The following is a 19631-nucleotide window of genomic DNA, read 5'->3' on the forward strand; positions in this document are numbered from 1 at the left end:
AGCATGGGCAGAGGTCGCGCGGAGACCAACACGCCCCCTGAGCAGCGGTGACCGCCGCCCGACGGGGAGGTGTCGCCGGTCCGGTCAGTGGAGGTGGACGGGCCGCTCGCGTCCCCTCGCGCGGGACCGGCGGCGCCCCGCCGCCCACCGACTCCCGGCTCGCCCGGGAGCTGCTGGACGGCCTCGCCGAAGCGGTGGTCACCACCGACCACGCCGGGGTCGTGAGGCTGGTCAACGCGATGGCCGGGGAGCTGCTGCCCGAGATCGTCCCCGGCACCGACCTGACCCGCTGCGCCGTCGCGGAGCTGGCCCGGGCGGTCTCCGCCGGCGCGGACGGCTTCGACGCCGAGCACCTCGGCCGGCGGCTGCGCGGCACCCGCCGGGGCCTGGCCGGCGGCCGCTGGGCCTGGTACGTGCGGGACGTCACCGAGGAGCAGGCGCGCACCGACGCGCTGCTCGCCGAGCGCTCCCGCACCGCCTTCCTGGCCCAGGCCGGCAGCCGGCTCGGCCTCTCCCTGCACCGCGACCAGACCCTGCGGGCCACCGCCACCCTGCCCGTGCCCTACCTCGCCGACGCCGCGATCGTCGTCCACGAGCCACCGCCCCCCGCCGATCCCCACCCGCACTGGCTCCGGTACGCCGACGGCGACCCGACTCCCGCGACCGGCGTCGGCTCCTGGGAACTGCCCGGCGCCGTCCCCGGCCTGGCCGACGCGCTGGGCGGCGACACCACCGAGCCCAGCCCGTGGCTCGACGCCGAGCTGGCCGACCTCGCGCCGCTGCTCCCGGCCGACTTCGGCCGGCCGGGCACCGTGCTGGTCAGCCCGATGCTCAGCGCCGGCGGGCCAGCCGGGGCACTGATCCTCATCCGCCGCGCCGACCGGGCCGGCTTCGACCGCCGCGAGATCGAGCTGGCCCGCGAGTTCGCCGCCCGGGCCGGCGCCGCGCTGGCCGCCGCCGAGCTGTACGGCGAGCAGACCCACCTGGCCCGGGTGCTCCAGCAGAGCCTGCTCCCGCCCGAGCTGCCCCGGGTGCCCGGCGCCACCGTGGCCGGCGGATACCGCGCGGCCGGCGACAGCCTGCGCATCGGCGGCGACTTCTACGAGGTCTTCCCCACCGCCGACGGCGCGATGTTCGCCCTCGGCGACGTCTGCGGCAAGGGCGTCGGCGCGGCCGTGCTCACCGGCCGGGTACACCAGTCCCTCCAGACCCTCCGGCTGGTCGAGCAGCGACCGCTCGCGCTGATGAGCCTGCTCAACCGGGCGCTCTTCGACTCCCCCGACGCGGCCCGGCGCAGCCAGTTCACCACCCTGCTGCTCGGCACCCTCACCCCCGACCCGGACGGCGGCCTGCGGGTCCGGATCGCCGGTGGCGGGCACCCCTCCCCGCTGGTGGTCCGGGCCGACGGCACGATCACCCCGGTCACGGTGGGCGGGATGCCGATCGGGGCGCTCACCTCCGCCCGGTTCGTCGAGACGGAGTTCCGGCTGGCGCCGGGCGAGCTGCTGCTGGCGTACACCGACGGGGTCACCGAGGCGCGCGGCGGCCCGCGGGACGGGGAGATGTTCGGCGAGGCCCGGCTGTGCCAGGCGCTCCTGCCGGTGGCCGGGCTGCCCCCGGCCGTGGTGGTGGAACGGCTGCTGCAACTGGTCGACGAGTGGCTCGACGGGCAGCGCCACGACGACATCGCGATGCTCGCCATCAACGCCTCGGCGGCCGGATGACGCCGGCCGGGGCCGGGGGCGGCGTCGACACGGCGGCCGTGCGGGCGTACCTGGACTGCCTGGACCGGGCCGACCAGACCGCGGCGGTGCGGCTCGCCACCGACCTGCTGGACGCCGGCGCCTCCGTGGCCGACGTCCTGGTCGACGTGGTCGCCGCCGCCCAGCAGGAGATCGGCCGGCGGTGGTTCACCGGCCGGTGGAGCGTGGCCCAGGAGCACGCCGCGACGCACATCAGCGAGCTGGTGGCCGCCGCCGTGGCCGCCCGGACGCCCGCCCCGACCGGACGCGGCCGGATCGTGGTGGCCTGCGTGGAGGGCGAGTGGCACGCCCTGCCGGCCCGGATCGTCGCCGAGGTGCTCCGCGCCGACGGCTGGCAGGTGACCTTCCTCGGGGCCAGCGTGCCCGCCCGGCACCTGGTCTCCTACCTGCACCAGACCGGGCCGGACGCCGTGCTGCTGAGCTGCCTGCTGTCGACCCGGCTGGTCCGCGCCGGCCGGATGGTCGAGGCCTGCCGCGCGGCCGGGGTGCCGGTGCTCGCCGGCGGGCCGGGCTTCGGCACGGACGGGCGGTGGGCGGCGCCGCTGGGGGCCGCCGGGTGGGGGGCCAGCGCCCGGGACGCCGCCCGGTTGCTGCGCCGGCCGCTGCGCCCGGCCGGACCGTTCCCGGCGGCCGCCGACGACGAGTACGTGGCGGTGCTGCGGCACCGGCGGACCATCGTGCAGCACGCACTGAACGCGGTGGACCCGGCCGAGGACGAGGCCGACGAGGTGGCGGCGGTGGTCGGCCAGCTGGTCGACGCGCTGGCCGCGGCGATCCGGGTCGGCGACCCGGCACTGCTGGCCGGGTTCGTCGGCTGGCAGTCCGAGGTGTCGCGGGTCCGACCCGACGGCACGCCGCTGCTGGACGTGCTGCTGGACGTCTGCGCCGCCGCGCTGGCCGAGCATCCCCGGGCCGGCGACCACCTGCGCCGGGCCCGCCGGACGGCCGTCGCCGGCTGAGGCCCGGCCTGCCGCCACGGGGGCAGGGCAAGCCCGGCGGGTGCGCACCGGCGGCGAAGGGCCGTCCGGTCAGGCCGAGCGGGTCACCGAGGGGCCGCCACGCTGCCAGCCGACCGTCCGCTCGACCCGGGCGGACGGGACCGGTGGGGCGGCCGGGGCCGGCGGGGCGGCCGGGGCCGGTAACCCGCGCGGCGGCTCGGTGGCGTCCTCGCGCTCGCGGGCCACCTCGTCGAACTCCCGCATCCCCACCAGCAGCGCCTGCCGGCCCGCCGGGCTCATCGCCGCCAGCACCCCGGCCAGCCGCCGCCGGCGGTCGGTGCGCAGCTCGGCCAGGAGCCGCCGCGCCTCGGGGGTCAGGTGCAGCGAGATCTCCCGCCGGTCGGTGCGGCTGGGCTCCCGCTCCAGCATGCCGGCCGCGACCAGCCGGTCACAGAGCCGGCTGGCCGAGGAGAGCAGCATGTCCAGGCGGGTGGCGAGCCGGCGCAGGTTGATCCCGTCGTGCTGCTCGACCACCATCACCGCCCGCAGCTGGGCGCTGGAGAGCCGACTGGTGGTCCGTTCCCGCGCAGCCTCCCAGACGGCGAGCAGGGTCGCCGCCGCGTCGTCCAACGCGGCGGCGATACTCGCTTCTGGTCCGTCCGGACCGGGTACCTCGGTCATGGTGGAACCGAGACTACCCCCAGTAAGTGACCATGGGACCTGTGCAGAGGAGCAACGATGAGCGGAGCTGAGGACCGGGCACGCCGGGTGCTGATCGAGGCCCCCGCCGACCTGCTGCTGGACCGGCTCGCCACGGAGCTGGAACGGACGTACGGGATCACCGGCGCGGAACTCCTCCAGGTCGACTACCGGTTGTCGGCGCTGCTGCCGTTCACCAAGGGTGAACCCGTCACCTCCCCCGGGCACCCGGCCTGGCGCTGCTTCGACCACCAGGAGCCGATCGTCACCGACGACGGCACCGGCTGGTTCCCGGTCGGCATGCGCGGCGAGCGGCGCGGAGTGCTCCGGCTCGACCCGGTCCCGGCGGATCCCGCCGTCCGCGCCGAGCTGGCCGGCATCGCCACCGCGTTCGGCCACGAGCTGGCGGCGGTCACCGCCAGCACCGACATCTACCGGGTGGCCCGGCGCAGCCGGCGGCTGACCCTCGCCGCGGAGATGCAGTGGGAGCTGCTGCCGGGGCGGAGCCGGGTCCGGCCCTCGTTCAGCCTCGCCGGCCAGCTCGAACCGGCGTACGCGGTGCGCGGCGACACGTTCGACTGGTCCGACGACGGGCACCGGCTCTGCCTCGTGGTGATCAACGGGATGGGCGAGGGGGTCGCCGCCTCGCTGCTGAGCTCGCTGGCCACCCACGCGCTGCGCAACGCCCGCCGGGCCGGTCTGGCCCTGGCCGACCAGGCGGCGCTGGCCGACCAGGCGATCTACGCCATGCACCGGGGCGAGCAGCACCTCTCCGCGCTGCTGATGGAGCTCGACCTCGCCTCCGGCGTGCTGACCGTGGTCGACGCGGGCTCGCCGCGGCTGCTGCGGCTGCGCGACGGCGAGGTCCACGAGCAGGAGCTGGACAAGCAGTTCCCGCTGGGCATGTTCGACGGGACGGACTACCGACCGCAGCGGTTCGAGCTGCGCCGCGACGACCGGCTCTTCGTGGTCAGCGACGGGGTGGTCGACGCCACCGGCGGGGCGGTCCGGTACGGCGAGACCGCGCTGGAACGGTTCCTGCGGCGGACCGGACCGATGCCGCCGCTGGACGCCGTCCGTTCGCTCCTGGGGGACCTGCGGGCCTTCGTCGCCGGCGACCTGATCGACGACGCGGTCGTGGTCTGCCTGGACTGGACCGGCCCGCAGGGCTGACCGGGCCGCCTCAGTACGCCCCTCGGCCCTGCAGCACCGCGCCGACGGTCTTCCAGAGGATGGTGAGGTCGGCGGCGAGCGACCAGTTCTCGACGTAGTACAGGTCGAGCCGGATGCCGTCCTCCCAGCTCAGGTCGGACCGGCCGCTGACCTGCCAGAGGCCGGTCATGCCCGGCTTGACCAGCAGCCGGCGGGCCACGTCGCCGTCGTAGCGGGCCACCTCGGACGGCAGCGGCGGGCGGGGCCCGACCAGGCTCATCTGCCCGAGCAACACGTTGACCAGCTGGGGCAGCTCGTCCAGGGACCACTTGCGCAGCAGCCGGCCGACCCGGGTGACCCGGGGGTCGTCGCGCATCTTGAACATCAGCCCGTCGGTCTCGTTGCGGGCCGCCAGCTCGGCCAGCAGGGCGTCGGCGTTGACCACCATGGTGCGGAACTTGAAGACCCCGAACTCCCGGCCGCCCTGGCCGACCCGAACCTGCCGGAACAGCACCGGACCCCGGCTGTCCAGCTTGATCGCCAGGCAGATCACCGCGATCAGCGGCGTCAGCAGGAGCAGGGCCAGCGCCGCGGCGGCCCGGTCGACCAGCCCCTTGACCAGTTTCCGGGCGCCCCGGAACTCCGGGGCCTCGACGTGGATCAGCGGCAGGCCGGCCACCGGCCGGGTGTGGATCCGCGGGCCGGCGACGTCGGTCAGCGCCGGGGCGACCACCAGGTCGACGCCGGTGCCCTCCAGCTGCCAGCCCAGCCGGCGCAGCCGGGCCGCGGTCAGCTCGCCGGAGGCGGTGACGGCGACGGTGTCCGCGCCGATCGCGGTGGCCGCCTCGGGGATGCCCCGGAACGAGCCGACCACCGGCACGTCGTCCAGCCGCTGCGGGACCGGCGCCAGCAGCGCGTCCGGGATGCAGGCGCCCACCACCTGGTAGCCGGCGTACGGCTCCCGGCGCAGGGTGTGCACCAGCTCCAGCACGTGCGCGGTGTCCCCGACCACGAGCACCTTGCGGGACCAGCCGGCGCCCCGGCTGCGCGCCCGGTGCAGCCACTTGCGGGCGCCGAACCGGGCCACCTCCAGCCCCACCGTGCCGATGGCGAAGGTGTACGCCAGGAAGCCCCGGGAGACGCCGACCTCGGCGATGTAGCCGGCGATCGCCACGCCACCGGCCAGTCGCAGGCTGGCCGCGCTGACCCGGCGGTATTCCTCGGCGCCGTAGCCGAGCACCCGGTCGTCGTAGCAGCGCATCGCCCGCAGCGACACCAGCCAGGCCAGCACCAGACCGGGCGCCACCAGCTCGTACGGGACCTCGGCGCCGGAGGGCGCGGTCTCGCCGAAGCGCAGCAGGTAGCCCGCGAGGACCGCCACGGACAGCACCGCGGTGTCCAGCACCGCCAGGTTGCGCAGGTAGGTGCGCTGGGCGGCGCGGGCCGCCGAGCCCGCCGGTTCGTACGCCGACCGCGGCGACGTGCCGCTCGGGGTCAACAGTGTCGCCGTGCTCAACCGGCCCTCCCCTTTTGCCAGACCGCCCCGGCCGGGGTCCGTCCCGGGACGGGACGGGTGGCTGCGGAGCACTTCCGACATCCTGCCGGACAATTATCGGCGCCGATTGCTTCCGACGGGTTGCCGTCTGTTCGCCTCGGCACCCACCGGATCACTCAGCGCTCCGGTGGTGGAAAGCGTTCCGCCGCACCGGCGGGCCGGAGCGGCGGAACGTGCTGTCGTGGTGCGGGCTCAGCGGGGGGCGTTGGGCCGCAGCGCGATCGCCTTCAGGAAGATGTCGCCGATCTTGGACGGGTCCTCGGTGACGAAGTTGCCGCCGCCGGTGACATTGGTGATCGACTCCAGCTCGGCCTTGCTGACCTCGCTGCCGATGCCGATGATGACCACCTGCACCGGCTTCTCCGGGTCGGCGATCCGCTTCAGCTGGGCCAGCAGCTGGGCCCGGCTGATCCCGTTGTCGTCGTCGTTCTTGCCGTCGGTGAAGAGCACCACCGAGTTGACCCGGCCGGGCTCCCACTCGTCCTGCACCGTCTTGTACGCGGCGAGCAGGGTGTCGTAGAGACCGGTGTTGCCCTTCGACGGGCGGATGGTGGCGAGCCCCTGCTCCAGCCGGCCGCGCTGGCTGGAGAGCGGGCCGATCGGGACCAGTTCCTTCCAGTCCCGACTGCCGACCAGGTTTGTGGAGAAGGTCCACAGGCCGATCGACCAGGAGTCGTCGAAGAGCCCGAGGCCCCGGCTCGCGGCCGCCACCGTCACCTGCTCCCGGCTGGCGTTGTCGGCGCTGGGCACCGGGTTCTTCATCGAGCCGGAGACGTCGATGACGCAGAGCATCCGGCCGGACTGGGTGGCGATGGACCACGCGGAGACGGCACGCTCTATGGCCACCGGGTCCAGCCCGCCCGCCGCCGTGCCGCCGGCCGGGGCCGGCGGGGCGGTCGCACCGTCACCGGCCGGGCTGGGCGCGCCCTGCGGCGCCTTGAAGCCGGCGCCCCAGTTGCCGTCCGGCGCCCGCAGCGACTGGGCCGCCAGCCGGTTGCGGAACCCGGGGGTGGTCAGCAGCTCGTAGAGGACCCGGGCGGCGGACGCCTTGGCCGGCTCGATGCCGGGCAGCACCGCGTACGGGTAGTCCAGCGGCATCGGCCAGGGCTTGAGGTAGAGCGCGGCCAGCGGGATCGGCGGCTTGGTGCCGTTGTAGGCGATGACGTCCTCTTCGGAGAGCGCCGCGGCGCCCAGGCCGCTGGCGACCGCCGTCGGGTCCGCCGACCGGGGGAACCGGGCGAGCAGGTCCTGCCGCAGCGCGGACCGGCCGGTGGCGAGCGCCCGCAGCGCGGCGGTGGTCGCCTTCTGGCCGTCACCGCCGGCGCCGCTGGCCGCCGCGGTCAGCGAGAGCAGCCCGGAGAGGCCGGCCGCGTCCTGGGTCGGCTCCACGATGCCGGCCCGCAACGGCCGGTCGCTGCTGACCGCCTTGAGCAGGTCGCTCCAGCGGAGCTCCTTCTCCGGCCAGCCCAGCCGCGAGGCCACCGGCTCGGGCATCGCGACCACGACCGGACTGCTCGCGATGGAGGCGCCGTTGCCCGGGGCGAAGGCGGTCGCGCCACCGGTCTTCAGCCGCAGCAGCCAGGTGGACGAGTCCGGCACCCAGACGTCGGGGGTGACCGCGGTGCCGCTGGCCTGGCCGACCCCGGCGAGGCGGGCACCGTGCTTGCTGGCCACCGCGGCGGCCACGTCGACCGGGTCGGAGGCCGTGACGTTGACCGCGATGCAGGTGCCGCCGACCGCGGCGCCGTCGGAGACCCACTGGGTGGCCGCCGCCTGGATGGCCGGGGCCAGTTCGGGCGCCGCGGCGACCGAGAGCTGGATCGACCCGGAGCAGGCAGGCTGGGCCAACTGCTGGTAGCCGAACCAGGAACCCGCGACGACGACGACGAGCGCGGTGGCCGCTGCTGCGGCACCTGCTCCGCGGATACTTGAACGCATGCGATGGCGGCCTGACACGCTGACCATCTTGCGTATCTCGTGGGGTTACTGCCACAACCGTTCGGACGAAAGTTACGCAGGAGAAACAGTTGATCGCCGAATAGCAACAGTGAGTGACCAGTCAGTGTCGCCCCGTCGCTCGAATCCACAACGGACGGTGCGGCGGCGGTGGCTCCGGGTGGCGCCACCGCCCCCCCGTTCAGGGCAGTACGCAGGTGGGGCTGGGCAGCGGCACCGGCTCGCCCACCGGCGTCGGCACCCCGGTCACCCGGTCCACCCGGAACACCCGGACCTGGTCGGCGCGTTCGTCGGCGACGTACAGGTGCTCCCCGGCGAACGCGAAGTGCCGCGGCCACTCGCCACCGGTCGCCACCTCGTCGACCAGCTCCGGCAGCTCCCCCGCCAGGGCGAAGACCGCCACCGTGCCGACGCCCCGGTTGCCGACGTAGAGGAACCGGCCGTCCGCCCCGACGGTGACCTCCGAGGGCTGCACGTGCCCGGTCCGCTCGCTCGCCGGCACCCGGCCACGCTGGTGCAGCGCACCGTCACCGGTCAGCTCGTACGCGGTGACCGTGCCGTCCAGCTCGCCGACCAGCCAGGCCCGCCGCCCGTCGGGGTGCCGGGCGAGGTGTCGGGGCCCGGTGCCGGCCACGGTCCGCACCCGGGGCGCGCGGGGCACCAGCCGCCCGGAGTCGGCGTCCAGGTCGTACCGGTAGACCGAGTCGGTGCCGAGGTCGACCGCGAGCAGCGGTCCCGCGCCGGGATCGGGCGACACCATGTGGGTGTGCGCGTGCTCCTGGCGCTGCGGGTCCGGGCCGCGCCCCTCGTGCCGGACCAGGTCGCTGCGCTCGCCGGGGACACCGTCGGGGTCCAGCGGGAACACGGCCACGCTGCCGCCGCCGTAGTTGGCGACGAAGAGATGCCGGCCGTCCGGGGCGACCGCCAGGTGACAGGGCTCGGCCCCGCCGGTGGGCCGCGTGCCGAGCGGGTCGAGGTCGCCGTCCGGGCCGACCCGGAAGGCGCTCACCTCCCCCTCGGACAGCTCGTTGACCGCGTACAGCACGGGGCGGTCGGGGTGCCGGACCAGGAACGACGGCGACGGGGTGACCGCCACCGTGCCGAGCGGGGTCAGGGCGCCGGTCTCCGGATCCCGCCGGGCGGCGACGATCCCCTCGCCCCGCCCGCCGCTGTGCGCCGTGTAGCCGCCGATGTGGACGATCGTGCCCTGATCCGTCACCGGACCCACCTTCCGCCGAGCTTCTCCGTGGTTGCGCCACAGGCTTTCCCAGGATGTCCGATCGCCAGCCCTGTTTCCGCGGAATCGGTGACCGGGCGGGGTGGCGGCGACACCGGTCAGGCCACCGGCACCGGCTCCCCCCGCTGCCGCGCCACGTGCTCGACCAGGGAGATCAGCAGCAGCTTGCCGGACTGCCGCTCCCGCGCGTCGCAGAGCAGCAACGGCACCCCCGGGTCAAGGTCGAGGGCCTGCCGCACCGCTTCCAGCCCGAACCGGCGGGACCCCTCGAAGCAGTTCACCCCGACCACGAACGGGACGCCCCGCTGCTCGAAGTAGTCGATCGAGGGAAAGCAGTCGGCCAGCCGCCGGGTGTCGGCGAGCACCACCGCGCCGAGCGCCCCGAACGCCAACTCGTCCCAGAGGAACCAGAACCGGTCCTGCCCCGGCGTGCCGAAGAGGTAGACCTGGAGGTCCTCGTTGATGGTGATCCGGCCGAAGTCCATCGCCACCGTGGTGGTCGACTTGCCCTCCACCCCGGAGAGGTCGTCCGTCCCCGCGCCGGCGTCGGTGAGGATCTCCTCGGTCTGCAGCGGGCGGACCTCGCTCAGCGCGCTCACCATCGTCGTCTTGCCGGCCCCGAAGCCCCCCGCGATGAGGATCTTCAGTGCCAGCGGGATCCGGTCCGCGGATCCCTGCCGGTCATAGCGCACGGAGTCCATTGACCACCGCCTTGAGGATGTCGTTGTCGGGAAGATGGGCGGCGGCCGGCGGCTCGTGCACCGCCACCAGTCCGCGGGAGACCAGGTCTCCCAGCAGCACCCGGACCACGCCGACGGCGAGGTCGAGTTCCGCGGCGAGTTCGGCCACCGGCACCGGCCGGCGGCACGCCGTGACCAGTCGCCGGTGTTCGGGCAGCAGCGGCCGGCCGGTCGGGGCCGCGTCCGGGTCGGCCACCACCAGGGCGACCAGGTCGAAGCCGACCGCCGACCGCACCCGGCCGCCGGTGAGGGTGTACGGCCGCACTACCGGACCGGCCGCCGCGTCCAGCCACTCGTGGTGCGGCCCGGGTGGCTCAGCCCGCATCGCCGGCACCGGACGTCGTACGGGCCGGCGTGCCGAGGTGTTCGCCGACCCGGACGACGAGCATGGCCATCTCGTACGCCACCAGGCCGATGTCCGCGTCGGCCTCGCTCACCACCGCCAGGCAGGCGCCCTGCCCGGCCGCCGTGACGAAGAGGTACGCGGACTCCATCTCCACCACGGTCTGCCGGACCGCCCCACCGTCGACGTGCCGGGTCGCGCCCTTGGCCAGGCTGGAGAAGCCGGAGGCCAGCGCGCAGAGGTGCTCGGCGTCGGCGCGGTCGAGGTCGGCGGTGGCGCCGAGCGGCAGCCCGTCGGCGGAGAGCACCACGGCCTGCCGCGCGGCCGGTACCCGGGCCACCAGCTCGTCGAGCAGCCAGTCCAGCGCGGGGCCCGGTGCGGTCCTGTTCATCTCCGAATGTCCCTCTCGGTCGCGGGCGGGGGTTCCGCGCCGGCCGCCGGGGCCGGCGGGGGCGGTTCGGGCGCCGCGCTGACCGGCTGGGCGCCGGGGTCGGCGGGCGGGTCCGGGGTGGCCGGTCGGGCGCTGTCGCGGCGACCCCGGGCCGTGCCGGCCTGGAGGGCGGACATCGCGCGGCGGGCCTCCTCGGGCGAGCGCCCCGCCGCCTCGGCGACCGGCCGCACCGGTGCCACCGGCCCGCGCCGCCGGACCCGCCGGGGCAGCCCGTCGGCCTCGTCCGGGGGTGCGACCGAGGAGGGCCCGGTGGCCGGCGGACGGGTCCGGGACGGGCGGATGGCGCGGGGACGGGGCACGGTCGTCCGCCCGGTGGCCGGGGTGGACCTGGGCGGCCCGGTCGGCGGGGGTGGCTCGTCGGTCATCAGGTCGCCCGGGAGGACCGCCACGGCGGTCACGCCGCCGCCCGGTCCGGCCGACCGCAACCGGACCCGTACGCCGTGCCGGGCGGCGAGCCGGGCCACCACGAACAGGCCCAGCCGGGCCGAGTCGGCCGGGTCGAACTCCGGCGGTCGGGCCAGCCGACGGTTGGCGTCCCGCACGGCCGGCGGCGCCATCCCGAGACCGTGGTCGGTGATCTCCACCGTGTAGCCGTCCGTCCCGTCCCGACCGGTGACCTCGACCCGGGTCTCCGGCGCGGAGAACGCGGTGCCGTTCTCGATCAGCTCGGCGAGCAGGTGGATCACGTCGCCCACCGCCCGGCCCACCACACCCGCCGGCCGCACCTCGGTGATGTCGACCCGCTCGTAGGACTCCACCTCGGAGATGGCGCCGCGGATCACGTCCACCATGGCGACCGGTTCCCGCCAGCCCCGGCCCGGCGCCGCGCCGGCCAGGATGACCAGGTCTTCGGCGTGCCGACGCAGCCGGGTGGAGAGGTGGTCGACCTGGAAGAGCCCGGCCAGCTCGTCCGGATCCTCGGTGTGGCGTTCCATCCGGTCGAGCAGGGCGAGCTGCCGGTGCACCAGCCCCTGACTACGCCGGGCGATGTTGAGGAACACCTCGTTCAGGCCGCGGCGGAGGGTGACCTCGTCGACGGCAGCCCGCACGGCGGTGCGGCGTACCTCGTTGAACGCCCGCGCGACCTGGCCGATCTCGTCCCGGCCGTGGTCCAGCGGGGGCGCCTCGCGGTCGACGTCCACCTCCTCGCCGCGACGCAGCCGGGCCACCACGTCGGGCAGCCGGTGCTCGGCCATGTCCAGCGCCGCGGTGCGTACGCCGGAGAGGCGCCCGACCAGGGATCGGCCCACCCGCAGCGCGACCAGGACGGAGACCACCACGGCCGCCAGCCCGAGCAGCCCGGCGACGGCCAGCCGGGTGAGGATGGCGACGGCGACCGGCACCGACCGGTCGGCCAGCCCGTCGGCCTCGGTCAGCTCGTACTCGCGCAGCCGCTGCTGCACGGTGTCGTAGTCGGCCTGCCAGGCCCGCCCGTCCACCGGCGGGCGGGCGCCGGGCCGGGCCCGGAGCAGGGCGTCCTGCGCGGCGCGCAGCCGGACGAACGCGGGCTGCCCGGCCAGCCGCTGGTAGGCGGCGCGGTCCTCGGCGGGCAGGTCGACCAGCGCGTCCTGGGCCAGGAACCGTTGGCTGCCGACGGCGAGGACGAGCTGCTCGTGCTCCCCCTCGGCGAACCGGCCGGCGGTGACCGCCCCGGCCAGCAGGGTGTCCACCTGGCCGAGCAGTTCGCGGGAGCGACCCAGCGCGGTCACCGCCAGCGCCTGCCGGTTGAGGTCGTCGTCGGGGAGCGAGGCCATCCCGGCGAACGCCTCGAACGCCGCGGAGATCATGCCGCTGTAGAGCCCCGCCGCGCCGGTCCGGTCGATCGCCCGGCGGTCGACGGCGTCGCGGCCGGCGGGCAACCCGGCCAGTGCGGTGGTGAGCGTGTCGAGCCGGGCGTCGAGCAGGTCGTCGGCCGCGTCCCGCAGCCGCTCCCCGGTCATCCGGCGGCGCAGCTCGGCGACCGCCCGGTCGGTCCGCGTCCGCTGCTCGGCCAGCGCCGGCAGCCGCGCCTCGCCGGCCAGTTGCACGGCCGTCAGCCGGCGCTCGCGTTGCAGCTCGGCCACCACGGTCTCGCCGGGGCGGCCGAGGTCGTAGAGGAGGGTCCGGGCGGAGAGCAGGTCCAACGCCGGGCCGAAGGCGAGCGAGGTGGCGAAGATCCAGAGCGCCAGCAGCGCGGTCACCGGCACGACGACCAGGGCGGTCAGCTTCGAGCGGATCGGCCAGTCGCGGGTGTTCATCCAACCTCGCCCGATCAGGTGACAGGGGTGGCGCCGGCTGCGGCCGGGGCGGCGTCCCGGCCGCGGTGCCGGGGTCGGCACGACCGCGCCCCGGGCAGGATACGTAATCGCCGCGGGATGCACTACCGGCCGCCGGGCCGATGATCACCACCGGTGGGGCGTACCGCGGTCCGCCCGGGCGGACCGGAACCGGTCAGGAAAGTCGGCGGGATCGGGATTGGCGATCACCGGCGGGAGGGAATACGGGTGGCGAAGGAGGAGCCATGTCGCCCACGCAGGTAGTCGTCATAGTCGTCGTCGTGTTGGTGCTCGTCGCGCTGGCCGTGTTCGCCGTCAGGGCGAGCCGCCGCCGCGCGCTCAAGCAGCGCTTCGGTCCGGAGTACGACCGGGTCGTCGCCGAGCAGGACAGCCGCAGCGCCGCCGTACGGGAGCTGCGCGACCGGGAACGCCGGCACGCCGAGCTCACGCTCACCCCGCTCGCCCCCGAGTCCCGGGCCCGGTACGCCGCCGCCTGGGAGGAGCTCCAGGTCCGGTTCGTCGACTCCCCCGCCGAGACCGTCGGCGACGCCGACGAGCTGGTCAGCCGGCTGATCGCCGAGCGTGGGTACCCCACCGGGGACTTCTCGGAGCAGATCGCCCACCTCTCCGTGGAGCACGCCCGCACGCTGACCCACTACCGGGACGCGCACGAGATCCGGCTGCGTAACGAGCGTGGTGAGGCAAGCACCGAGGAGCTCCGCCAGGCGCTGGTCCACTACCGGTCCCTCTTCGCCGACCTGCTGGGCGAGGAGCCGGTCGGCCAGCAGCGACCCGCACCGCACCACCCGGACCAGTCCGACGACGTCACCACCCGCTGAGAGGATCGCGTGATGCGCCACGACGAGCAGGGCAACCCCGACCACCCGGAGGCCGTACGATCCGCGCCGGTGGCGGTGCCGCCGCCGGGCACGACGGACGCCGACGAGCCGTACCGCGACCGCGACGGCCGCCCGGACGGCGACCTGGACCGCGACGGCGACCTGGACGGCGACGGCCGGCCGGAGTTCCACGAACCCGCGCCGCTGCCCACCGCCTTCGGCGCGACCACGGTCGGCGACGCCGTCGCGGCCTCCGCGCTGGCGAGTGGCCGGCCGGCCGACGAGCGGGACGCCCGGGCCGAGGACACCGCCCTGCCGGGCGACGGGGCGCCGGGCCGCACCGACGCCTTCGACGACGAACGGGCCGACCCGACGGCCGGTGACCGGCTGCACAGCCGGGAGCGGTGGGCCGGGGAGCACGCCGAGGGCGGGCAGCCCACCCGGGACGACGACGTGGCCGGCTACGGCAGCGCCACCCCGACCATGGTCGACCCGGACGCCGAGGACCGCGACGCGGACACCGGACGCGACCCGCGTACCTCACCGGAGGCGGCGGTTGCCACGGCCGGAGCCGGGATGGCCGGCGTGGCCGGAGCCGGGCTCGCCGGGGCGGCCCGGCCGGCGGCCGGGGCGGTGCCGGCGGACGCCGCGACGCTCTTCGAGCCGGAGACCGCCCAGGGCTTCCGGGACCGCTGGCGCGACGTGCAGCTGCGCTTCGTCGACGATCCGCGGGCCGCGGTCGGCGAGGCCCAGTCGCTGGTGGAGGAGGCCATCCAGGCGCTCTCCTCGGCGCTGGCCGCGCAGAAGGACAAGCTGGGTGGCTGGCAGGACAGCGGCTCGGTCGACACCGAGCAGCTCCGGGTGGCCGTCCGGCAGTACCGCGACTTCCTGGATCGCGTCCTCGGTCGCTGAGCAGCCAGTGGAACGCCCCGGCCGGATCCCGGCCGGGGCGTTTCGCCGTGCCCGGCCGATTCGTCCGGACGGGAGGCATGAAACGTCCCACGTAGGGTAATAGCGCGCTCACGCTCCCGGCGCGGACGGAGGTACGCAGGATGGACGGTGGCGGCGGTCTGCGCCTGAACATGAACACGCTGGACTACCTGATCCTGGCGCTCTACTTCGTGACGGTGCTGGGGGTCGGCTTCGCCGCCCGGCGGGCGATCCGCACCAGCGTCGACTTCTTCCTCTCCGGCCGCTCGCTGCCCGCCTGGGTGACCGGCCTGGCGTTCGTCTCGGCGAACCTGGGGGCGCTGGAGATCATCGGGATGGCCGCCAACGGCGCCCAGTACGGCGTGATGACCGTGCACTACTACTGGATCGGCGCCGTACCGGCGATGGTCTTCCTGGGCATCGTGATGATGCCGTTCTACTACGGCTCCCGGGTGCGCAGCGTCCCCGAATACCTGCGCCTGCGGTTCAACCGCCCGACCCACCTGCTCAACGCGCTCAGCTTCGCCGCCGCCCAGGTGCTGATCGCCGGGGTGAACCTCTACGCGCTGGCGCTGGTGATGCAGGCGCTGCTCGGCTGGCCGCTCTGGCTCGCCATCGTGGTCGGCGCGGCCATCGTGCTGGCGTACATCACCATCGGTGGGCTCTCCGGCGCGATCTACAACGAGGTGCTCCAGTTCTTCGTCATCCTGGCCGGCCTGATCCCGGTGACGGTCATCGGCCTGGTCAAGGTCGGCGGCGTCGCCGGCCTGATGGACGCGGTGAAGGGCTCGAAGCTCGGCGAGGCCGGGCTGCACGCGTGGCAGGGCACCGGCAGCACCGACAACCCGCTCGGCGCGCACTGGCTGGGCATCGTCTTCGGGCTGGGCTTCGTGCTCTCGTTCGGCTACTGGACCACCAACTTCGCCGAGGTGCAGCGGGCGCTGTCGGCCCGCAACATGAGCGCCGCCCGGCGTACGCCGATCATCGCCGCGTACCCGAAGCTGTTCATCCCGCTGGTGACGATCATTCCCGGCCTGGTCGCCCTGGTCACCGTCAAGGGGCTCGGCGCGGAGAGCGGGTCGCTGGTCTACAACAACGCCATCCCGCTGCTGATGCGCGACCTGCTGCCCAACGGCGTGCTCGGGGTGGCGGTGACCGGCCTGCTCGCCTCGTTCATGGCCGGCATGGCGGCGAACGTGAGCGGCTTCAACACCGTGTTCACGTACGACATCTGGCAGGCGTACGTCCAGCGGGACCGCTCCGACGAGTACTACCTGCGGATCGGCCGGCTGGCCACGGTCGGCGGCGTGGTGGTCGGCATCGGCACCGCGTTCATCGCGGCCGGCTTCAGCAACATCATGAACTACATCCAGGCGCTCTTCTCGCTCTTCAACGCCCCGCTCTTCGCCACCTTCATCATCGGCATGTTCTGGAAGCGGATGAGCGCGGTGGCCGGCTTCTGGTCCCTGCTGCTGGGGACCCTCGCCTCCCTGGTCACCTACCTGGGCTACAAGTTCTTCGGCTGGTTCGACTTCAACTCCGACCTGGAGGAGAGCTTCTGGGGCGCGGGCATCGCCTTCGTCACGGTCGCCGTGGTCGCCGCGATCATCACCCCGCTCACCCGGCCCAAGCGCCGCGACGAGCTGGAGGGCCTGGTCTACGGCATGGCGAACACCACGCTGGCCGACGACTCGCTGGCCGGCGACGCCGCCTGGTACCGCTCTCCGGTGCTGCTCGGCGGGATCGCCGTCCTGCTCGCCATCCTGTTCTACCTGCCGGTCTTCTAGGAAGGGACGACCCGATGTCCGAGCACAGCGACCGCGACCGGCGCCAGCGTCCCCCGCACGAGGCGCACGACCCGATGGTCGAGGAGACCGAGGAGGAGCGTTCCCGGTCCGCCGCGGCCCGGCTCTTCGACATCCGCCGGGTGATCGGTGGCCTCTTCGTGGCGTACGGGGTGATCGTCGGTCTGATCGGGCTCTTCGACTCGCAGGCGGAGATCGACAAGGCGCAGGGCGTACGGATCAACCTGTGGGCGGGGCTGGTGATGCTGGTGTTCGGCCTGCTCATGCTGGCCTGGCAGCGGATCAGCCCGCCCGAGGCGCCGGCCCCGCCGGGCGACGACGACGGGCGCTGAGGCGGCCGGAACCGCGGATCGGCCCGGCCCGGCCGGCATGGGCCGGCCCCACCCGGGTACGCCTGGGGGATCAGGACGCCCCGCGCGGACAGGAGGGCAGCAGACATGACGGATCGGGACCGGCAACGGCCGCTGGAGGAGAGCCCGGAGGTGGCTGCGGCGGTGGACGACGAGACCACCGTGCCGCAGTTGGCCACCGGTGGAGGCCCCGATCGGGACACCCCGTCCTTCACGGAGCCCGGTGACACGTCGTCGGCCGGCGCGCCGACCGAGGATCTGCTCGGTGACCCGTACGCGGCCGGGACCGGCGCGACGGGGACCGGCACCGGCGCCGGCGGGGACAACATCCGTACCGGCGCCGAGCAGCCGTGGGAGCCCGAGGATCTGGTCAAGGCGCGCGGTCAGGACGTGACCCCGGAGAACCTGGACCGGGCCCGGCGGGACCTGGCCGAGCTCGGGGCCGCGGCGATCGAACGCACCGTTCCCTGATCCGGCGCACGACCGGCCGGTGCCCCGCAGCTCCAGGGCCCGGTCCCCGGGTCTCCCGTGCCATGACAGGGGTGGGCCCCCGACACGACCGCAGAGGTCGTGTCGGGGGCCCTGGGGAACCTGCCGCCGCGGTGCCTCACTCCCGCGGCGGCGGGTAGGCCGGCAGGCTGGTCAGAGCGCCGGGTAGGCGTTCTTCATGAGCTCCTGGAACTGGGCGGAGAACCAGGCGCCGGAGATCGGCGCGTTCGGCAGGGCACCGCTCAGGCTGTTGCCGTTGCGGGCGTTGCCGGTGTAGGTCGGGTCGCACATCCGGTCGAAGCCCTTGCCCTCGTCGTTCGGGATGAGGGTGCTGGAGCCGTCCGACTCGCCCGGGGGCTTGACCCAGACGTAGGCGTCGATGCCCGGCTCGGGCGCGGCCTTCGGCCGCTCGCCGAGACCCGCGCCGGCCTGGTTGCACCAGTTGCCGGCGTGGATCCGCCGGTCGATGCGACCGCCGTTGACGTACGTGTCGACGCTGGTGGTGGCACCCGGGCCGGTCGGGCGGGCGGTGCCGCCCCAGCCGTTGCGGGAGGTGTCGATCAGCATGCCGATGTTGCTCTCGAAGCCGGTCTGCACCAGCTTGTTGCGGAACGCCTGGGCGAAGGACAGCTCGTCGACGTACTGGTTCCAGTCGATCCACTTGGACTGGCGGACGGTCTGCCCGTTCACTGAGTCAGTGATCTTGACGTACGGCTCCTTCAGGGCGGAGTAGTTCGCCGTGTTGACGATGAAGCCGGTCACGTTCTTCACGGTGCTGCCGGAGGCGGTCGCCGCGGCGTAGAGCTGGTTGGCGGTCGGGCCGAAGTTGCTGTCCCAGCCGATCCAGCCGTGGTGGGCGGCGTCGATGTAGTTGTAGACGTTGCCGATCGCGCCCAGCTTGTTCAGGGCGTAGCCGACACCGTTGACGTACGCGCCGTTGGCCTTGACCGTGTCGCACATCGCGGTGCCGCCCGGCTGGCCGGAGGTGTTGGTCACCAGGTTCGGCAGCGAGTCGATCTCGATGATGTTGACGATCCGCAGGCTGGCGTACTTCGGGTCGGCCTGGATCGCGGCGATCGGGTCGATGTACTCGGCCTTGTAGCGGGGCAGGTCGTCCGGGCCCAGCTCACCGTTGGAGGCCAGCGCGGCGCAGTCACGGCCGGGCAGGTTGTAGATGACGAACTGGATGTAGCCGGCGCCCTGGGCCAGGGCCTTGTCCAGGTGGTCCCGGACGCCCATCGAGCCGTTGGAGCTGCTGTCGGTGGTGCCCTTGATCGCGGCGATCCGGTCCAGCCACACGGCGGTCGGGTTGCTGGACACCCGGCTGCCGCCCGGCTCCGCGTCCGCCTTGGCCTTCCACTCCGGGTTCACGTACCCCTTCACCCCGAGGTAGGGGTTGTCCACCTTGGTGCCGGGGGGCGGCGTGGTGGGCGGCGGCGTCGTCGGCGGCGGCGTGGTGGGCGGCGGCGTGGTGGGCGGCGGCGTCGTCGGCGGCGGCGTCGTCGGCGGCGGCGTGCTCGGCGGCGGCGTCGTGGGGGTGCCGCCGTTGCAGACCGTGCCGTTCAGAGTGAAGGAGGTCGGCTTCGGGTTGCTGCCGCTCCACGCTCCGTTGAACCCGATCGTGGTGCTGGCGCCGCTGGCCAGCGAGCCGTTGTACGACTCGTTCGTGGCGGTGACGTTCTGCCCGCTCTGCGACCACTTCGCCGACCAGCCCTGCTGCACCTTCTGGCTGCTGCTCGGGAAGGTGAAGCCCAGGTTCCAGGAACTCACCGCGTCGCCGAGGTTCCTGATCGTCACGGTGCCGGTGAAGCCGCCGGGCCAGTCGCTGGTGGTGTAGTCGATGCTGCACTGGGTCGCGGCCTGGGCCGCGGTGACCGGAATGGTCACCAGCCCGCCCGCCACCAGGGCGCTCGCACCGGCGAGTGCGACCGCCCGGCGACGACCGGACAGGGTTCTCCACAGATTCATGCCACTGATCTCCTTGGGCGAGACCGGATCCGCGAGCGGCCCGGCGCGATGACCCCGCAGGCGCCCGGTCGGACGGCCGTCGGTGTCACGGGGTTTTCGGGGGTGCCGACCCACAGGGGTCGGTGTGGTGGTGGTGCCGAAGCCGGCGGGTGTGCCGGCCG

Annotated in this window: 17 protein-coding genes; 8 read left to right on the top strand and 9 right to left on the bottom strand. The window is 74.4% G+C overall.

Translation table 11 applies throughout. From position 1 onward, the window contains the following. Positions 1–47 precede the first annotated feature (47 nt). On the top strand, positions 48–1724 hold the full coding sequence (locus tag GA0070564_RS11895; RefSeq protein ID WP_176730650.1) for a PP2C family protein-serine/threonine phosphatase: 1677 nt from the start codon (positions 48–50) through the stop codon (positions 1722–1724). Continuing rightward, positions 1721–2722: a cobalamin B12-binding domain-containing protein gene (locus GA0070564_RS11900; RefSeq protein ID WP_091607659.1), complete on the top strand. Its 1002-nt coding sequence runs from the start codon at positions 1721–1723 to the stop codon at positions 2720–2722. The genes GA0070564_RS11895 and GA0070564_RS11900 overlap by 4 nt, the downstream gene beginning before the upstream one ends. A gap of 69 nt (positions 2723–2791) precedes the next feature. Here GA0070564_RS11900 and GA0070564_RS11905 read toward each other — a convergent pair whose 3' ends face one another. Further along, positions 2792–3382: a MarR family winged helix-turn-helix transcriptional regulator gene (locus tag GA0070564_RS11905; RefSeq protein ID WP_245669929.1), complete on the bottom strand. Its 591-nt coding sequence runs from the start codon at positions 3380–3382 to the stop codon at positions 2792–2794. 57 nt (positions 3383–3439) lie between these two features. On the opposite strand from GA0070564_RS11905, the gene GA0070564_RS11910 reads away from it, so the two are divergent. Next, complete coding sequence (locus tag GA0070564_RS11910; RefSeq protein WP_091607664.1) at positions 3440–4573, top strand: PP2C family protein-serine/threonine phosphatase; 1134 nt, start codon at positions 3440–3442, stop codon at positions 4571–4573. Positions 4574–4583: 10 nt separating this feature from the next. Here the strand turns inward: GA0070564_RS11910 and GA0070564_RS11915 are convergent, their stop codons facing one another. The 7 genes from GA0070564_RS11915 to GA0070564_RS11945 form a co-directional block, all read right to left on the bottom strand. After that, complete coding sequence (locus tag GA0070564_RS11915) at positions 4584–6068, bottom strand: sugar transferase (RefSeq protein WP_091607668.1); 1485 nt, start codon at positions 6066–6068, stop codon at positions 4584–4586. Between the two features lie 231 nt (positions 6069–6299). After that, positions 6300–8045 (bottom strand): VWA domain-containing protein, encoded by a 1746-nt coding sequence (locus GA0070564_RS11920; protein WP_091607673.1) that lies wholly within the window; start codon positions 8043–8045, stop codon positions 6300–6302. Between the two features lie 199 nt (positions 8046–8244). After that, positions 8245–9282: a lactonase family protein gene (locus tag GA0070564_RS11925; protein WP_176730652.1), complete on the bottom strand. Its 1038-nt coding sequence runs from the start codon at positions 9280–9282 to the stop codon at positions 8245–8247. Positions 9283–9398: 116 nt separating this feature from the next. Further along, positions 9399–10001: a GTP-binding protein gene (locus tag GA0070564_RS11930; protein WP_091607682.1), complete on the bottom strand. Its 603-nt coding sequence runs from the start codon at positions 9999–10001 to the stop codon at positions 9399–9401. Further along, positions 9982–10365, bottom strand: coding sequence for a DUF742 domain-containing protein (locus tag GA0070564_RS11935; protein ID WP_091609089.1), 384 nt, complete (start codon positions 10363–10365; stop codon positions 9982–9984). The genes GA0070564_RS11930 and GA0070564_RS11935 overlap by 20 nt, the downstream gene beginning before the upstream one ends. Next, positions 10355–10774, bottom strand: coding sequence for a roadblock/LC7 domain-containing protein (locus GA0070564_RS11940; RefSeq protein WP_091607685.1), 420 nt, complete (start codon positions 10772–10774; stop codon positions 10355–10357). The genes GA0070564_RS11935 and GA0070564_RS11940 overlap by 11 nt, the downstream gene beginning before the upstream one ends. Continuing rightward, the gene (locus GA0070564_RS11945; protein WP_091607689.1) at positions 10771–13071 is read right to left on the bottom strand and encodes a sensor histidine kinase; all 2301 of its coding nucleotides are present in this window, start codon (positions 13069–13071) and stop codon (positions 10771–10773) included. Before GA0070564_RS11945 ends, GA0070564_RS11940 begins: the two co-directional genes overlap by 4 nt. 263 nt (positions 13072–13334) lie before the next feature. Between GA0070564_RS11945 and GA0070564_RS11950 the strand changes: the two genes are divergently transcribed. From GA0070564_RS11950 to GA0070564_RS11970, 5 genes are all read left to right on the top strand, one after another. Beyond that, positions 13335–13928, top strand: a complete 594-nt coding sequence (locus tag GA0070564_RS11950; RefSeq protein WP_091607692.1) for a hypothetical protein — start codon at positions 13335–13337, stop codon at positions 13926–13928. 12 nt (positions 13929–13940) lie between these two features. Beyond that, positions 13941–14840: a hypothetical protein gene (locus tag GA0070564_RS11955; RefSeq protein WP_091607697.1), complete on the top strand. Its 900-nt coding sequence runs from the start codon at positions 13941–13943 to the stop codon at positions 14838–14840. A gap of 140 nt (positions 14841–14980) precedes the next feature. Next, a complete protein-coding gene (locus GA0070564_RS11960; protein ID WP_091607701.1) occupies positions 14981–16645 on the top strand; it encodes a sodium:solute symporter family protein in 1665 nt (554 codons plus the stop codon). A gap of 14 nt (positions 16646–16659) precedes the next feature. After that, positions 16660–16995 (top strand): hypothetical protein, encoded by a 336-nt coding sequence (locus GA0070564_RS11965; protein WP_091607706.1) that lies wholly within the window; start codon positions 16660–16662, stop codon positions 16993–16995. Positions 16996–17100: 105 nt separating this feature from the next. Next, positions 17101–17484, top strand: coding sequence for a hypothetical protein (locus tag GA0070564_RS11970; protein WP_091607709.1), 384 nt, complete (start codon positions 17101–17103; stop codon positions 17482–17484). 171 nt (positions 17485–17655) lie between these two features. Here the strand turns inward: GA0070564_RS11970 and GA0070564_RS11975 are convergent, their stop codons facing one another. Beyond that, on the bottom strand, positions 17656–19470 hold the full coding sequence (locus tag GA0070564_RS11975; RefSeq protein ID WP_091607712.1) for a glycoside hydrolase family 6 protein: 1815 nt from the start codon (positions 19468–19470) through the stop codon (positions 17656–17658). Between the last annotated feature and the right edge of the window lie 161 nt (positions 19471–19631).

The organism is Micromonospora mirobrigensis (genome assembly GCF_900091555.1).
Lineage (GTDB): Bacteria > Actinomycetota > Actinomycetes > Mycobacteriales > Micromonosporaceae > Micromonospora > Micromonospora mirobrigensis.

Bases quoted from the DNA above. Each gene is read 5' to 3' on its own strand.
- GA0070564_RS11900 (WP_091607659.1), top strand. From the start codon at position 1,721: ATGACGCCGGCCGGGGCCGGGGGCGGCGTCGACACGGCGGCCGTGCGG.
- GA0070564_RS11975 (WP_091607712.1), bottom strand. From the start codon at position 19,470: ATGAATCTGTGGAGAACCCTGTCCGGTCGTCGCCGGGCGGTCGCACTC.
- GA0070564_RS11935 (WP_091609089.1), bottom strand. From the start codon at position 10,365: ATGCGGGCTGAGCCACCCGGGCCGCACCACGAGTGGCTGGACGCGGCG.
- GA0070564_RS11950 (WP_091607692.1), top strand. From the start codon at position 13,335: ATGTCGCCCACGCAGGTAGTCGTCATAGTCGTCGTCGTGTTGGTGCTC.
- GA0070564_RS11970 (WP_091607709.1), top strand. From the start codon at position 17,101: ATGACGGATCGGGACCGGCAACGGCCGCTGGAGGAGAGCCCGGAGGTG.
- GA0070564_RS11910 (WP_091607664.1), top strand. From the start codon at position 3,440: ATGAGCGGAGCTGAGGACCGGGCACGCCGGGTGCTGATCGAGGCCCCC.
- GA0070564_RS11955 (WP_091607697.1), top strand. From the start codon at position 13,941: ATGCGCCACGACGAGCAGGGCAACCCCGACCACCCGGAGGCCGTACGA.
- GA0070564_RS11960 (WP_091607701.1), top strand. From the start codon at position 14,981: ATGGACGGTGGCGGCGGTCTGCGCCTGAACATGAACACGCTGGACTAC.
- GA0070564_RS11965 (WP_091607706.1), top strand. From the start codon at position 16,660: ATGTCCGAGCACAGCGACCGCGACCGGCGCCAGCGTCCCCCGCACGAG.
- GA0070564_RS11940 (WP_091607685.1), bottom strand. From the start codon at position 10,774: ATGAACAGGACCGCACCGGGCCCCGCGCTGGACTGGCTGCTCGACGAG.
- GA0070564_RS11930 (WP_091607682.1), bottom strand. From the start codon at position 10,001: ATGGACTCCGTGCGCTATGACCGGCAGGGATCCGCGGACCGGATCCCG.
- GA0070564_RS11905 (WP_245669929.1), bottom strand. From the start codon at position 3,382: ATGACCGAGGTACCCGGTCCGGACGGACCAGAAGCGAGTATCGCCGCC.
- GA0070564_RS11920 (WP_091607673.1), bottom strand. From the start codon at position 8,045: ATGCGTTCAAGTATCCGCGGAGCAGGTGCCGCAGCAGCGGCCACCGCG.
- GA0070564_RS11945 (WP_091607689.1), bottom strand. From the start codon at position 13,071: ATGAACACCCGCGACTGGCCGATCCGCTCGAAGCTGACCGCCCTGGTC.